The organism is Rhizobium sp. LjRoot258, assembly GCF_964254185.1.
Lineage (GTDB): Bacteria > Pseudomonadota > Alphaproteobacteria > Rhizobiales > Rhizobiaceae > Rhizobium.
In genome coordinates this window covers 209,133-222,986 of record NZ_CAXUST020000004.1, presented here as the reverse complement: position 1 = coordinate 222,986, position 13,854 = coordinate 209,133, and the positions used below count along the sequence as shown (strand labels likewise).

The window sequence follows — 13,854 nt, the reverse complement described above, 5'->3', positions numbered from 1 at the left end:
TGCGTCGCCGCGATGCGAGTACCGCGGACTCCAGAATTGGGCGTACCACGAAACCAATTGATAGTCATTTAGCTCGGCGCGTACCGGCCTTCAGGAGAAACCGCCTAGGCTATGGGGTGTGAGATGCCCAAGATAGTCCTTCTTTGCTGCCGGAGCACCATGATGCCGCAGAATCGCGTGCGCCACAGCAATATGGAAAAAGAAATCCGCCAGAACGACGTGTCGGATGTAATCGTCTCCGCCGAACCAGCCCGGTGCAACCGGAGGGGTCAGTTGATAGACGCGTGTCTCAGCGCTCGCCAGGTCTTTGGGGCGGATGGCTTGCAGGAAACTGCGTGTTTCTAACAGACGTCCTTGAAGAGCGGGATAGATCATCGCGACGTTTCGCGAAGTCGCCTGGTTGCGATTCATAAGCTTGGTCATATGCAATTCGACCTTGTTGCAGTTGACCGCGAATTGTTCACCGAAGGTCAGCATGTCGGGAGCCAGCCTGGACGTCAGTACGCTTCCCGGATCAAGGGAACCGGAACGCTCCAGCTTTTGGGCGTGAAGCAGATAGTCGTCCATGACCGCGAGTCCGTGCAGCATCACGGGGACAGTGACGTCGTATACCGAAAAGGGCATGTTTTCCTCCATCATGCCGGATACCGCCATGCACTGAGCTTGGCAACGCAGATAGGAGCCCCTCTTCAGCCGAACTTTCCGCAAGCCGTCAAAATTTCCAGCGGTGTGTCTTTCACCGTGTGCATTGCAAATGAACAATATCAAGGGTGCTGGATGGAATTGGAAATTCCGTTTGCCTATGCTTTCGATAGGCAACGGTTATCGTCGTCGCGACACCGGGATCGCGCGCGACGGTGAGCTTTCGGCTGACACAAGTCCCTTGCCTAAGCACAGTTATACTAGGATGGAACGTGGATGACACGTCGTGTCGTCAGCGCGGACGAATGGAGACGCATTGTAGACTCGCTGTGCCTGACAAGAATTTATGGTGACGTTCTTTGCCTCGGCTGCATCGCAGCTGTCATCCGTCGCGTTACCGAAAGCCGATACTATGCGTCATGTAAATAACAGCATCGAATTTGTCGAAAATGAATTTGCCCGAGATGTCGTCGCCGGATTGTCGGCAGATGTGAAGACATTGTCGAGCCGCTGGCTATACGACGAGCGAGGGCCTGCACTTTTCGAAGAGATAACCAAGCTTGATGAGTATTACCTGACCCGAGCCGAAACGTCGATCTTGCGAGAGCGGCGGGGGACATCGCGGATTTTGTGGGCTCCGGCGGAACTCTCATCGAGTACGGTGCTGGAGCCGGCATCAAGACGGAGCTTGTGCTGGCGGGGTTGCGTGACCCGCATGGCTACGTGCCGATCGATATCGCCGACGCTTTCCTAGCGGAAACGTCGAAAAGAATCGCGTCGCGCTTCGAGGTTCCCTTTGATGGTTCCAGTGGCGGCAGGATAGGTTTTTTTCCCGGGCTCGACGATGGGGAATCTGAACACGACCGAGGCGCGGACTTTGCTTGTGCAGATGGGACGTCACCTGGGCGATGGCGGACGCGCCATTATCGGTGTCGATCTTCAGAAGAACGTAGATACGCTTTTGCGAGCCTACGACGACAGCAAGGGTGTGACGGCCAAGTTTAACCTCAACCTCCTCAAGCGAATCAACACCGAACTGGGCAGCGACTTTCATCTGGAGCAATTCAAGCATGTGGCGCGCTGGAACGAATTCGAGAAGGCCATAGAGATGCACCTGGTCAGCCTATGCGATCAGCGCGTTACTCTTTGTGGTCAGACGGTCCTCTTTAGGACATCGGAAACCATCCACACCGAGAGTTCACGAAAATTTTCTGTGGAGAGCTTCGCGCGGCTCGCTCACTCCGGGGGATGGAGGGTAGCAGAGGTTTGGCAAGATGCGGACGCATCATTCTGCCTGTTCGGACTCACTCGCTGCTGAACCACCGATCGTCAAATTGCTATTCATCCAATACGGGTGGCGAAAACGGCATGTTCGCTGCCAATTCATGTGTCGACTGAAATTATCATATTTGGACTAAGAGACTACACCAAACCAGACAGCTGAGCGATTGTACAAGGGTCATCATCTATGGTGATGGCAGTTAATGACGCTCAGCAAACCGGTCGGAACGGAGCGCAAACACCCTCAGCATGACGCGCCGTATGGAGCACGTCCGTGTCAGATAGTGGTGTCCCCCGACTGTCGAATGATCTGAGCTGGCGCATCGTGAGGCTTCTAGACGTGGCATGCGAACCGCTTTGGCGAATATCACGAGGTGATCTCGATAGACTGATGGGCACGATGGAAGTAGCGTCCGCCCGACTGTCCGAGTGCCTGTTCACTGCGGGTGCGCGCCTCTACATCGAAAGAGGCGATCTGCCGACCATATACTACGGTCTTGCCGGTTCAGGCATGATCTTCGTTGATGGCGAGGCAGCAATCGAGCTCGTTCCGCACATGCTTGTCGTGGCGCCAGCTAACAAGTCAATCGAGATCGTCGCGGACCGTTCGTCGTTCGGCCGCTCCCGTTCTGGCGCCAGTTTTGTGCCTGGCGCCGTAAACCGGCACCAGATCGGCGAAGGTGAGGCATCGTTCTCGTTTATCTGCGGTCGCTTTCATGCCGTCTACGGCCCGGGACTGGATCTCTTTGCTTCGCTCGCTTCGCCGTTAGTCGAAACCTTCGACGCGTACGATCAGCTCGACCAGGTCATCACCTATGCGATGGTTGAACTTGCGACGCACGAGATCGGTCGGGAACCGATGGCGTCAGCACTGTTCAAGCTCGTGTTGCTGACCCTGCTTCGTCGCTGTCTGACTTCGTCAAATGCCTGGGTCGAGGGCTTTTCGCTTTTGAGCGACCCGCCCATAGCGCGCGCGTTCGCCGAAATGGCATCACGTCCTGCGGCAGGCTTCAGTGTTCAAACGCTGTGCAAGTCGGTTGGGTTGAGCCGATCGGCGTTCATGGCGAGATTCACGGCAGCGTTTGGTGAATCGGCGATGTCCGTGCTGAGACGTCTTCGCATGCGGCATGCAGCTAGCCTATTGGCCGCCAATGCCCTGTCCATCGAGCAAGTCGCACTTCAGGCGGGATATCAGAGCCGCAGCAGCTTCACTCGAACATTTCGTCAGCACTACGGGACCGACCCATCAGACTATCGGTTAGATGCGAAGCGAGCCTTGGTTGCATATCAGACCGAAGTCGTCAGCGCCCAGTGCGATTAGCTGCCGTCGGTTCGTTGTCTTGACGATATTCGGGATTGAGCCTCAGAAATTCCCGGCCAAGTCCGAAACATCAAGTTCATTTATACGCTTGTAGGCCGAGGAGCCCTACCATGGCCGGAAGTCAGCAGGCGACCCCTCGCCTGCTGACCGCGCCAGAAGCAGAGTGCGTCGTAATGCCAGCGACCACCTATGCCGGAACGGAGTAACTAGGCTATAGGCTAGACGTCGACGGCTCACGAAGCCTGCATTGGAAAAGTAATGTAACCCACGAATGGGTCTCATCAAAAAGACACCGCTTATAGCGATCGACCCTTCACCTTACGTCCACACCTTTCCAGAATGCGACGTAACCTCTAATTGCCGCCGCCGCATCGGATGGATCGGCATAGTACCAAGCTGCGTCTTCATTGGCTTTGCCATCGACGATAAGGGAATAGTAATTTGCGAGGCCCTTCCATGGACACCGGCTGGTCGTCGCGCTCAGCCTGAGATATTCCTTGTTGACGGATTCGGGCGGAAAGTAGTGGTTGCCTTCGACGACAACGGTCTTGTCCGAGTCCGCTATTACCGTTCCGTTCCACGTCGCGACTGCCATTTCTCATTCCTCTCCATGCGATAAGTGTCGATAGGGCCCTGTTTGGAACCCATCGATTGGTGCGAACGTCGGCTTACAGCTCGGCCTGAGACCGTCTATTGGAGCTGCCTTCGAATTCGGGTGCGCAGTTCCTGCAGGTCCCTTGCGAATATGCGAATGCCCTCTGCCAATTTTTCACTTGCCATCGCATCTTCGTTCATGATCCATCGGAAGGTCACCTCATCGATTGGCCCGCTCGGCGCCGGATGCTTGATGTCGACGGCGTTCTCGCCGACAAACCAGTGGCAACTGGCATCCGTCGGCCGACGCAGCGGTTGTTCGGGACGCATGCCGGGCGATAGTGTTCTCTCAAGTTGGTGACTGTTTGCCTCCAGGTCATCCAGGAGACTTGGCGCGATCGTAAGTCGGTCGCAACCGGCCAGTGCCTGAATTTGGCCGATATTCCTGAATGATGCGGCCATCACAATCGTTTCAATACCCTCGGTCTTGAAATGGTTGTAAATGTCATGGACAGACCTGACACCCGGGTCTTCGTCGGCCGTGAAATCCCTGCCTTCAACTTTCTTATGCCAATCATAAATACGCCCTACGAACGGCGAGATCAGGAATGCCCCGGCATCAGCGCTCGCGATGGCCTGCGCGCGGTTCAACAAGAGCGTCATGTTGCACATCACGCCTTCCCGTTGCAGGATCTCGGCCGCGCGTATTCCTTCCCACGTCGAAGCGAGTTTGATGAGCACGCGCTCCCGCTGGACACCGCGATGCTCGTAATCCGCTATGATTTTGCGAGCTTTGGCGGTTGAGGCCGCGACATTGAACGAGAGGTTGGCGTCAACTTCTGTCGAGACGTATCCAGGCACGCGGCGCAAGAGCTCGATCCCGACAGAAATAGCCAAGCGGTCTGCGGTAGCCGCCGCAATGTGCGATGGGTCGCCGGTACACTTACGTCCCCAAGACAGCGCTTCTTGGACGACTTCCTTATAAGGCTCGCTTTCTATGGCCTTAAGGACGATCGTCGGGTTCGTGGTGCAATCCACCGGCTTGAAACGCGCGACGGCCTCTAGATCACCGGTATCGGCAACGATCGTTGACATCGTGCGCAACTGGTCGAGTTTTGACGTCATGTTCAATTCCTTTCGGCGTTGTCGGCCCACACGGCACCGGATGAAGGCCCGTATGGTGCAGGCCCCTTGTCGGCCCCAGAACCGCCGTTCGCGAGTGCCCGGTCAAACCGACTTGCGCGATTCCTCTTCCTCGAGGGTCACGGCTACGGCTGCGTTTGCCGAAAGGCGGACCTGCTTGCCTTCCACGATCGCGACCAGGCTGAGGTCGATAAAATGGTCATGCCCCTTATGACTGCCCTCACCACTATCGCGCTTCGTTAACTTGATGCGGCCATCGACAATCGCGTCGACGGTGCCGACATGGACGCCGTCTGCGCCGATAACTTCCATGGTGGGGACGATGTGTTGTTTGCTCATTGTGGCTCCTTTAGATTTTGATCAACCCGATTTGGATCGCCGGCCCCTTACGCGTCCTCGGCGAGCCTCAGGCCCGAAAATTGCCATCGAGCATGCCCGGGGAAGAAGTTTCGGTAGCTCGCGCGCATATGCCCGCGAGGGGTTACGCAGGAGCCTCCGCGAAGGACGTACTGGCCTGACATGAACTTGCCATTGTACTCCCCAACAGCGCCTTCAGCCGCGCGAAAACGTGGATACGGCAAGAACGCGCTGCGGGTCCACTCCCAGACATCCCCGAACACCTGCTGAAGACCACTAACGTGTGGTGATGCCGGTTTGGGACGAAGACGATTTGCGTCAAGGAAATTGCCCTGGATCGCCATTCCCTGAACCGCGCTTTCCCACTCGACTTCCGTAGGAAGGCGCTTTCCGGACCATGTCGCGAATGCGTCTGCCTCAAAGTAGCTTACGTGAGTGACCGGCGCAGTGGGATCGAGGGGTTGGAAACCTCTCAACGTCATCGTCCAGTTTTGGCCGTCATGTTCCTCCCAGTAGAGAGGTCCGGACCATCCTTCGGCCTGCACTTTTGCCCAACCCTCGGACAACCATAGCAGGGATTTCTTATAGCCGCCGTCATCGATGAAATCCGCCCATTCGGCGTTCGTGACAAGGCGATCAGCAAGCCGAAAGGGTTCGACCAAGGCGCGATGTCGCGGACCTTCGCTGTCGTAGGCGAATCCAACGGATCCATGACCTATCTCAACGATCGCCTCGCCGAACTCGGTGAACGAGAGCGGAGGTAGATCGGCAGTTTCCACGGCGACTGGCCCAGTATCACGGTAACCTGGTCGAAGTGAATTCTGAGCGAAGAGATGCAAGATGTCGGTGAGCAGGAGTTCCTGATGTTGCTGTTCATGATGACAGCCGAGTTCGACCAGTTCCGCCGCGCGCGGACATGGCCCCGTGCGCAGGAACATATCGAGGGCCTCGTCAACGTGCTTTCGGTAATCCAGAATGTGGCTCAATGCGGGCCGCGTGATCATCCCGCGTCGCGGCCGTGGCTGCCGCGCCCCTAGGGTTTCGTAATACGAGTTGAAGAGAAAGTTGAAATCCTCGTTAAAGGCTTTGTAGGCCGGGACAAATGGCTTGAGCACCATTGCCTCGAAGAACCAGGTCGTGTGTGCGAGGTGCCATTTAGCGGGACTCGCGTCGGGCATGGACTGTACCGTCGCATCGGCGTCCGAAAGTGGTTCACCCAGTCTTTCGCTCGTCTGACGAACATTGAGAAAGAAGGCATGAAGGTCATCTGGCTCAAGCGCCGTTTGGAAGAGTTGCGAAGGTTTCATTGCATACCTCTCAAGAGTTTTTGCCCCGGCGACTGAAGATTGAACGTCGCGATCCGGCACCACGTTAAAGCAAGCTCGCATCGCAGGAATCCCAAAGCCGTCTTTTAGCGTCCAGGATCGTCCGCATCAGGCGGATTGAACGCGGTTACGATCACTTTCCAACGGCGACGAGTCGATCGGTGCGTCGTAGCTCGGGCGAATGAGGAGCGGTGATGCAGCGCTTCTTAGAATGCAATAGAACATGTCACTTCGCGCAAGCCGTCACGCTGCAGTTCGCCGCGGCAACCTCCAATACGGACGAACGAAGTGGCAGGTGTAGCCATTTGGAATGCGCTCGAGATAATCCTGGTGCTCCGGTTCCGCTTCCCAGAAATCGCCCGCCGGTTTGACTTTCGTACCACACGCCTCGGCCACAGGCCGGACGCATTGACATCGGCTATTGCTTCTTCGGCCGTACGACGCTGCTCGTCGCTGGTGTAGAAAATCGCTGAACGGTAGCTCATGCCGCGGTCGTTGCCTTGGCGGTTTGGTGTTGTTGGATCATGGATCTGGAAGAAGAATTCGAGCAGTCCCGATAGGTCGCCTCGTCGGGATCGAACGCTATTTCGATAGCCTCGGCGTGTGTGCCATGATTTCGGTAGGTCGCATCCGGCACATCGCCACCCGTATGGCCGACCCTGGTTGAAGGAACGCCAGGGCGACGCCTGATCAGTTGTTGCATTCCCCAGAAGCAACCCCGGCAAAGAACCGCGCGTTCAGTTTTTGTTGCCATGGTTAAGCCTCCTGAGTGAAGAGTTTGGCCCATATCCCTCGCTCTCAAGCTGATCGCGATGAATGAAGCGGAGGGATGCGGAGTTCATGCAGTAACGCAGGCCTCCCTTGTCCCGAGGTCCGTCAGGAAACAGATGGCCGAGATAACTGTCGCCATGCTTGGAGCGAACCTCGGTGCGGGTCATTCGGTGAGACCGGTCGACCTTCTCAACAATGTTCGCCGGCTCCAGCGGATTTGTGAAGCTCGGCCAACCGGTGCCGCTGTCGTATTTCTCGACGGAGGCAAAGAGCGGCTCGCCTGAGACCACATCAACGTAGAGTCCTGGTTCTTTGTTGTCCCAGTATTCGTTCTGAAGCGGTCGCTCAGTGCCATCTTGCTGCGTGACGCGATATTGTTCTGCCGTCAGCTGCGACATTGCCTTTTGATTCTTGTTATATGTCTTCATCTTCCGCCCTCCTTTGCAGACAGGCAAAGGATAGGACGGCGAAACTCGGCGGTCCAATGACCGACGGCTATGGAATTAATGCCATCGGCGCAGCATCGCGATGGGCCGCATGATGTGCAAAGTTCAAGCGAGGTACACCTTCTTGGAAACCCTGACAGCCTGAATCCGTCCACGAGCAACTATCATCCCGGTGGATGCGACAGAACCAACGCGCTTTTATGCTGCGTCCCTTCACTGGCACGGAAAAAGTCGATCTATCATTGCGTTCGTAATACGCTCGGAATGGCTATTGCCGAGCTGATAGACACCGCCGAAAGCGGGACCGAAACGGCGTATGAGCGTTTCAACCAGCAAGCTTCGAGCAAGGCGCAGACGTGCCTCTACCGTCTCCGATTTGAGCGCAAACAACGCGGCGAACTGCGCCGGCGTCATACCGCCGACGACGCAAGCCACGAGCACGATGCGCAGCTCATCGGGCAATTCATCTATGGACCGTTCCAGGACGTCTCGGATGACACCGTCGGCCATCTGGCGTTTCTCCTTTCTGAAACCTCGCGGCGCCACACTAGCTGAGGCCAATCCCTCGAATGGTGCATTTGACGAGATCCTGCCATCCAGCCACTCGGTTCCGACACGATGGGCAGTGACGGCTCGCCCTCTCCCGGATGCTCCCGGATGCTCACGGACGAACGCGGATGACCGTCTTTCCGGAGCGTTGCTCGGTCGCGTTGAAGGTTGCGATTGCGTCGTCGAGGGTCGCGACGGTGCCGATGTTCGTCCGCAGTCGCCCGTCCCGGACCCGTTGAACGATCTCATTCAGTTGGGCGCGATCGGATTCGACAACGAAGTCGACCGCGCGGCCGTCAGCCGGCCGCGCCTCGGCCGGCCCGACGATGGTCACCAGTATTCCTCCGGTTCGGACAAGGCCTGCGGACCGCTTCTGGATGTCACCGCCAATGACGTCGAAGACCAGATCGACTTCGCCGACGTCTTCGAGGACGTCGTTGTCGAGGTCGACGAACTCTTGCGCGCCGAAGTCGAGCACCTTCTGGCGGTCGGCGGCGCGTCCGGTGCCGATGACATAGGCGCCGGCCTCACGCGTGAGCTGCGTCACCATCGAGCCGACTGCGCCGGCGGCTCCGTGCGCGATGACGCTCTGCCCCGCCTGAAGGCGGCCGTGCTGGAACAGTCCCTGCCACGCGGTCAGGCAAAAAATACGACTACGAAACTCAATGGTCCACTGACCTATGGTTATGGAAGCGATGCCATCGACCCGACGTGCAAAGAACAACTGACGGTGCAAACATACGTTTCGCGCGTCGAAATTGAACATTCGTAGATGGAGGGTGCTGATTTCGAGCCGGCGCCAGCAGCACCCCTTTGGGTTACAGCGAAGGGATCCGCAAGGAACGGCGATATGGTCTGAGCTTTCGTCGATCCGGTGATAGACAACGCACCCGAGAACCAATTCGCTTTCGCGCGCGATTGATCCGGATTAAATGCCCATCTCGTCGAAAGCCCAAGAATAGATTTCTGGTATTTTTTGGAACACCCCAAAAGGGTCTGGCGCGATGGGAGCCCCGGCCGATTTGCGTCACCGCGACCGTCCGACCAGGTCAGACGACTGGGAAGCGTTGGACTAACGACGTCGAACGACTCCGCTTGACGAAGAGCGTTCCTGCCTCCTCTTCCGGCTGTCTATTCTGTTTCGCGAGTTCCTTCACTAACGACTCGACGCCTTCACACGAAGTCGGTCCCGGCAACACAGAATTGACTGTGACGGCCGTACCTTTGACCAATTCCGCGAGCCCCCGCGAGATAGCGAGATGCGCGTTGGTCGTACCGTATTGAATTATTTCCCTCCGCATATTCTGCGTGGGTTCCGACGACACGAAAACGATACGGCCCCAATTACGCTGGAGCATTCCGTTCATGTAAGCACGGGAGAGACGCACACCCGACATCACGTTTGTCTCGAAGAAACGCGTCCAGTCTTCGTCGGTGATGTCGAAGAAATCACTCGGCTCAAAAATAACAGAGTTGTTGATCAGGATGTCTACGCTCGGCATTACTTCAACAAGCTTCGCACAGCCACTGCCGTCGACACATCCGCGGCGACCCCGCGCACCTTAGCGTGCGGCAAACCCTTCATGATCGACACGACCGCGGTGTCAACACCCGTTTCCGATCGGCCATTGACCACGACGCTGGCGCCGGTTCCCGCAAGCTCCCTCGCAATGGCGAGGCCGATGCCGCTAGTTGACCCGGTCACAACTGCGGTTCTGCCCGACAGATCGATTTTCATAGATTGCTCGTTAGTTAGTACGGTTTTTCAGGAGCTCTGGCACACCTCATTCGTCGGATGGGGAGGCGTCCTCAGTCTGAGATCCGGCAAGTTGGCGAATTTTGGTGAGGATGTCGGATGGCTCTTGACGGATCGTAAAATCGGGCTCGACGAAGGTATTTCTGACAACGCCGTCTTGATCAATCACGAAAGTCGCCGGCATCGGCAGCATCCACTCGGTCGATCCATGACGGTGCCCGAAGTTGTAGCCTTGACCCGCGCAATGCGCCTTAGTGTCGTCAGGAACACGAAATAGGACGCCGTAGGATATTGCCACGCCATGGTCGACATCCGCCAGCATCGTCAGGTCCAAGTTCAACTGCTGTTTCAACTGCCTCGGTAGATCGCGGGTCTCGGGCGACACCACAACAAGGTTCGCCCCTAGACTATCAAACTCGGCCTTGACTGCCTGAAGAGCGCGAAGCTCTGAGTTGCAGAATGGGCACCATCCACCCCGGTAGAAGCTGACCACGAGCGGCCCTTCGCTACGAAGGTGTTCGGACGAATGAAGTCGTCCATGCGCATCGGGCAGCAGAAAATCAGGCGCCGTGTCGCCAACCCGCAAAGCCCGTGACGCGACATCAGTCTCGCGAAGCCAATCGACGAGATAAATGTAGGCTTCCCGGTCCGTGTCACTGAGCCCGGCCAACAGCTCGCTGCGCACCTGACTGAGGGTCTTGGTTAAATGGTCGGACATCAATTCGACGCTCATCTGCACACCGGGCATGTCAAGAAATGGTCACTAGGCGGAGTCATGCGGACATGCCGATCGCTTCGCGGTGGCTGTGATGGCCGGCCTGGCATCCCATGTGAAGGGACCAGTCGCGCAGTCGCACAACCTTTACGAAGGCATCAAGCGCTGGCGAGTAGCGGCGGCCCTGCACGGCAAGAAGCCGGACCTCCCGCCATACCGGATCGCCCTCGATCGGAAGCGCCTTTAGGGAGGGCAGCCGGGGCATATGCTCGGGAGCCAGGACTATTCCGAACCCCGCGGCCGCCAGATGCTGCAGGTGCAAGTCGCGGCAGCTGCGATAATTGTGATGCGGCGGCGCGTCGGGAAAGAGATGCTGAAATTTGCGAGCCGCGTCGCAGTAGGAGCGATCCAGGATATTGGCTTCGCGCAGCGCATCCATTGCGATCACAGGACGGTCCGCAAGTTCATGCGACGGCGCGAGAACGGCGACATAACGCTCTTCGAACAGCGCCCAATCGTCGATCCGTTCGGGCATGTCGTCGAGATCACCGACCAGGGCGACATTCACTTCGCCCTCTAACAGAAGCTCGATAAGGCGGCTTTGCGGCTCTTCTCGTAGCTCGACATGCAGGCCGGGGACGAATTTGCGAATCTCGGCGATAGGCTCAAGAACGAGCGAGGCGGAAATGGATGGGGCGAGACCGATCGTTAAGGGGGCCATCTCCTTTTGCTGAAACTGACGTGCTTGGCGTCGAACCGCCTCGGTCGAAGCAAGCGCGCGCTCGAGCATGGGCAGCACCGCTTTGCCCAGGTCAGTGAGGTGGGTGAGCTGACGTTCTCGGTAGATGAGCTCACCCCCAAGTTCCTGCTCCAGTTTTTGCACGCCCTTGGTCAATGCCGGTTGCGTGACGTTGCACATCTCCGCCGCACGCGTGAAGTTCAGCGTGCTCGCGACAGCTAGAAAGTACCGAACCTGATGAAGTTCCATGGTGTTCACCGTCAACTAAATTCCGTCACTACTGAATCCGTGCGATGGCTAGCATTCACGCGGGGCGCCGAGGCGCCGTATCGGAAAGCTACGTTGCCACTGGTTCCCGCGCGAGGAAACCCGTGTCGGTCATCCATGGACGAGCGGACACGTTTTCTGGAATCCAGAGCGGGAAAGCGTCGAGGATCAGTGCATCAAGTGCGCGCAAATATGGTTGAGGATGGGAAAGAGCTCGGTTGGATCGCAGCGACGGGTATAGTCGGCGCTGACATCGGCGTACTCGACGATCCCAGCTGGACTTAGTACGTACAGAGCTGGCATCGTTAGTGTCCAGCTTGGCTCGCCATTCACAGCAGCAAGGTCGAGACCACATTCTATTTCAGCGGCACGCAACTCTCGGGACAGCTTCCAACGCAAGCCGAACGCGCGAGCGACCTTCCCGCCGCGGTCGACGAGGCTGGGGAATGACAAACCATTCATTCGCTCAGTAGAGCGGCTCTCGTGCGCAGACTGTTGAGAAACCGCGACAATCGACGCGCCTAACGAGCGGAGCTGCCGCGCGGCAACCTCGATCGCTCGCAAATCAACGGTGCAATAAGGGCACCATCCGCCCCGATAGAAAACAATGACAATCGGGCCACCCTTCAAAAGGTCGTAGGAAGAAATCACATTGCCATCGGGGTTGCGCAGGCGGAATTCCGGGGCGTGGTCTCCGGCGTGAATAGCTCTTTCGGCGATGCCGGTGGAGACCAGGTCGTCGATAGCTTCCTGGCGGACACGCCAAATGTGCGGAGGGGTGTTTTCAAAACACTTGTCCCTAACCGCATCGAGTTCGTCCTGGAGTCGCATTGTGGTTATCCTCACCGTATTCGGCGGGTTGCTGATCAACATTGGCTATGGCGTGGTGTGGCGGTAGTGCTGTAACGCAAGTTTCACATATTCTCGTACGACATGAGTGAGACTGGCGTCGTACAACCTAATCTTTGTCCCGGGCCACCTCGATGACCTTATCTCAGCATCGCGAGGTCGTCGTCTAAGGACTTGCGCAGATACAAAACGGCGAAATCGATGAAGAGGCGTATTTTCAAGGGCAACAGCGCCTGTCGGGCGTGAATAATATGGACCGGTGCCGGTTCGGGCTCAAAATCTCGGAGGATTATCGACAACTTCCCTTCAGAGACCGCCTTGACGACTTGATATGAGAGCACGTTTGTAACGCCGACACCCGCAATGGCGGCGTCTATCGCCGCTTCGGCCGTATTGATCTTCAATCGGCACTGCGGACGGATTCCACGGCTCGGCTTGCCGTCGCGAGGATTGAAAATCCAGGTCGACCCTGACGCAAGCGCGGTGTAGGTGACACACATATGCTTGGCCAAGTCATCCAACGTCTTTGGCGTTCCGTGGGCCGAAAAATAAGCGGGACTCCCGCACACGACCCGACAAATTTCACCAACCTTAGTCGCAACAAACGTATTATCAGACAACGCACCCGTCCGAATGGCAAGATCGACGTGCTCGTCAACGAGGTCAAGTGTATGATCTGACAGCGTCAAATAGACATTTATCTGTGGAAACTTGGCCAAGAACGCGATCACTACCGGGACGACATAAAGCCGACCGAAGACGATCGGCGCCGTGATCGTAAGACCGCCGCGTGGAACGTTATGCTCTCCAGCAGCTTGAGATTCGGCTTCGTCAACCTCGTCGAGAATGCGTTTGCACGCAGCCAGATACGAGACCCCCGCCTCTGTCAACGCCAGCTTACGGGTCGAGCGAACCAACAACTGAGTATTGAGATGAGCCTCGAGGTCAGCAACCTTGCGGCTTACCGTGGGAAGAGGAACGTTCAGCTGGCGCCCAGCCGCGGACAAGCTTCCCGCTTCAACCGCAGCGATAAAATATTCCATTGCTTCCAAGCGATCCATCTTCTCTCACTTTCCGAGAGGCCGTCCGCTTGATTAGC

At 57.1% G+C, this 13,854-nt stretch carries 12 protein-coding genes and 5 pseudogenes; 3 read left to right on the top strand and 14 right to left on the bottom strand.

Translation table 11 applies throughout. The features are described from left to right. Nucleotides 1-90 precede the first annotated feature (90 nt). The gene (locus ACSQ9D_RS34035; RefSeq protein ID WP_436286160.1) at nt 91-654 is read right to left on the bottom strand and encodes a DUF1993 family protein; all 564 of its coding nucleotides are present in this window, start codon (nt 652-654) and stop codon (nt 91-93) included. Between the two features lie 334 nt (nt 655-988). Here ACSQ9D_RS34035 and ACSQ9D_RS34030 point away from each other — a divergent pair. The 3 genes and pseudogenes from ACSQ9D_RS34030 to ACSQ9D_RS34020 all read left to right on the top strand — a co-directional run. Beyond that, a pseudogene (locus ACSQ9D_RS34030) lies at nt 989-1,371 on the top strand (L-histidine N(alpha)-methyltransferase); the annotation flags it as partial. A 106-nt stretch (nt 1,372-1,477) separates the two neighbouring features. Continuing rightward, nucleotides 1,478-1,960, top strand: a pseudogene (locus ACSQ9D_RS34025) (L-histidine N(alpha)-methyltransferase); the annotation flags it as partial. Nucleotides 1,961-2,314: 354 nt separating this feature from the next. Beyond that, complete coding sequence (locus tag ACSQ9D_RS34020; protein ID WP_436286159.1) at nt 2,315-3,244, top strand: helix-turn-helix transcriptional regulator; 930 nt, start codon at nt 2,315-2,317, stop codon at nt 3,242-3,244. 313 nt (nt 3,245-3,557) lie between these two features. On the opposite strand, the gene ACSQ9D_RS34015 is transcribed toward ACSQ9D_RS34020, so the two are convergent. The 13 genes and pseudogenes from ACSQ9D_RS34015 to ACSQ9D_RS33955 all read right to left on the bottom strand — a co-directional run bounded on the left by ACSQ9D_RS34015 (nt 3,558) and on the right by ACSQ9D_RS33955 (nt 13,816). Beyond that, nucleotides 3,558-3,839: a DUF427 domain-containing protein gene (locus ACSQ9D_RS34015; RefSeq protein WP_436286158.1), complete on the bottom strand. Its 282-nt coding sequence runs from the start codon at nt 3,837-3,839 to the stop codon at nt 3,558-3,560. 95 nt (nt 3,840-3,934) lie between these two features. Next, complete coding sequence (gene tal, locus ACSQ9D_RS34010) at nt 3,935-4,963, bottom strand: transaldolase (RefSeq protein ID WP_436286157.1); 1,029 nt, start codon at nt 4,961-4,963, stop codon at nt 3,935-3,937. Nucleotides 4,964-5,065: 102 nt separating this feature from the next. Further along, nucleotides 5,066-5,320: a DUF2171 domain-containing protein gene (locus tag ACSQ9D_RS34005; protein ID WP_436286156.1), complete on the bottom strand. Its 255-nt coding sequence runs from the start codon at nt 5,318-5,320 to the stop codon at nt 5,066-5,068. Nucleotides 5,321-5,367: 47 nt separating this feature from the next. Next, the gene (gene egtB, locus ACSQ9D_RS34000) at nt 5,368-6,645 is read right to left on the bottom strand and encodes an ergothioneine biosynthesis protein EgtB (RefSeq protein WP_436286192.1); all 1,278 of its coding nucleotides are present in this window, start codon (nt 6,643-6,645) and stop codon (nt 5,368-5,370) included. Nucleotides 6,646-6,906: 261 nt separating this feature from the next. After that, nucleotides 6,907-7,450, bottom strand: a pseudogene (gene msrA / locus ACSQ9D_RS33995) (peptide-methionine (S)-S-oxide reductase MsrA). Next, nucleotides 7,401-7,862 (bottom strand): peptide-methionine (R)-S-oxide reductase MsrB, encoded by a 462-nt coding sequence (gene msrB, locus ACSQ9D_RS33990; RefSeq protein WP_436286155.1) that lies wholly within the window; start codon nt 7,860-7,862, stop codon nt 7,401-7,403. Before msrB ends, msrA begins: the two are co-directional and overlap by 50 nt. A 231-nt stretch (nt 7,863-8,093) precedes the next feature. Then, nucleotides 8,094-8,390: a sigma factor-like helix-turn-helix DNA-binding protein gene (locus ACSQ9D_RS33985; RefSeq protein WP_436286154.1), complete on the bottom strand. Its 297-nt coding sequence runs from the start codon at nt 8,388-8,390 to the stop codon at nt 8,094-8,096. A gap of 151 nt (nt 8,391-8,541) precedes the next feature. Then, a pseudogene (locus ACSQ9D_RS33980) lies at nt 8,542-9,078 on the bottom strand (zinc-binding dehydrogenase); the annotation flags it as partial. 403 nt (nt 9,079-9,481) lie between these two features. After that, nucleotides 9,482-10,167 (bottom strand): annotated as a pseudogene (locus tag ACSQ9D_RS33975) (SDR family NAD(P)-dependent oxidoreductase); the annotation flags it as partial. A gap of 46 nt (nt 10,168-10,213) precedes the next feature. Continuing rightward, nucleotides 10,214-10,918: a peroxiredoxin-like family protein gene (locus ACSQ9D_RS33970; protein WP_436286153.1), complete on the bottom strand. Its 705-nt coding sequence runs from the start codon at nt 10,916-10,918 to the stop codon at nt 10,214-10,216. A gap of 40 nt (nt 10,919-10,958) precedes the next feature. Beyond that, nucleotides 10,959-11,888, bottom strand: coding sequence for a LysR family transcriptional regulator (locus ACSQ9D_RS33965; RefSeq protein WP_436286105.1), 930 nt, complete (start codon nt 11,886-11,888; stop codon nt 10,959-10,961). Nucleotides 11,889-12,074: 186 nt separating this feature from the next. Further along, entirely contained in the window at nt 12,075-12,737 is a 663-nt protein-coding gene (locus tag ACSQ9D_RS33960) for a peroxiredoxin-like family protein (protein ID WP_436286152.1), read from the bottom strand. A 158-nt stretch (nt 12,738-12,895) separates the two neighbouring features. Further along, nucleotides 12,896-13,816 carry a LysR family transcriptional regulator gene (locus tag ACSQ9D_RS33955; RefSeq protein ID WP_436286151.1) on the bottom strand — a complete coding sequence of 307 codons (921 nt, stop codon included), beginning with the start codon at nt 13,814-13,816 and terminating at the stop codon, nt 12,896-12,898. Nucleotides 13,817-13,854 lie beyond the last annotated feature (38 nt).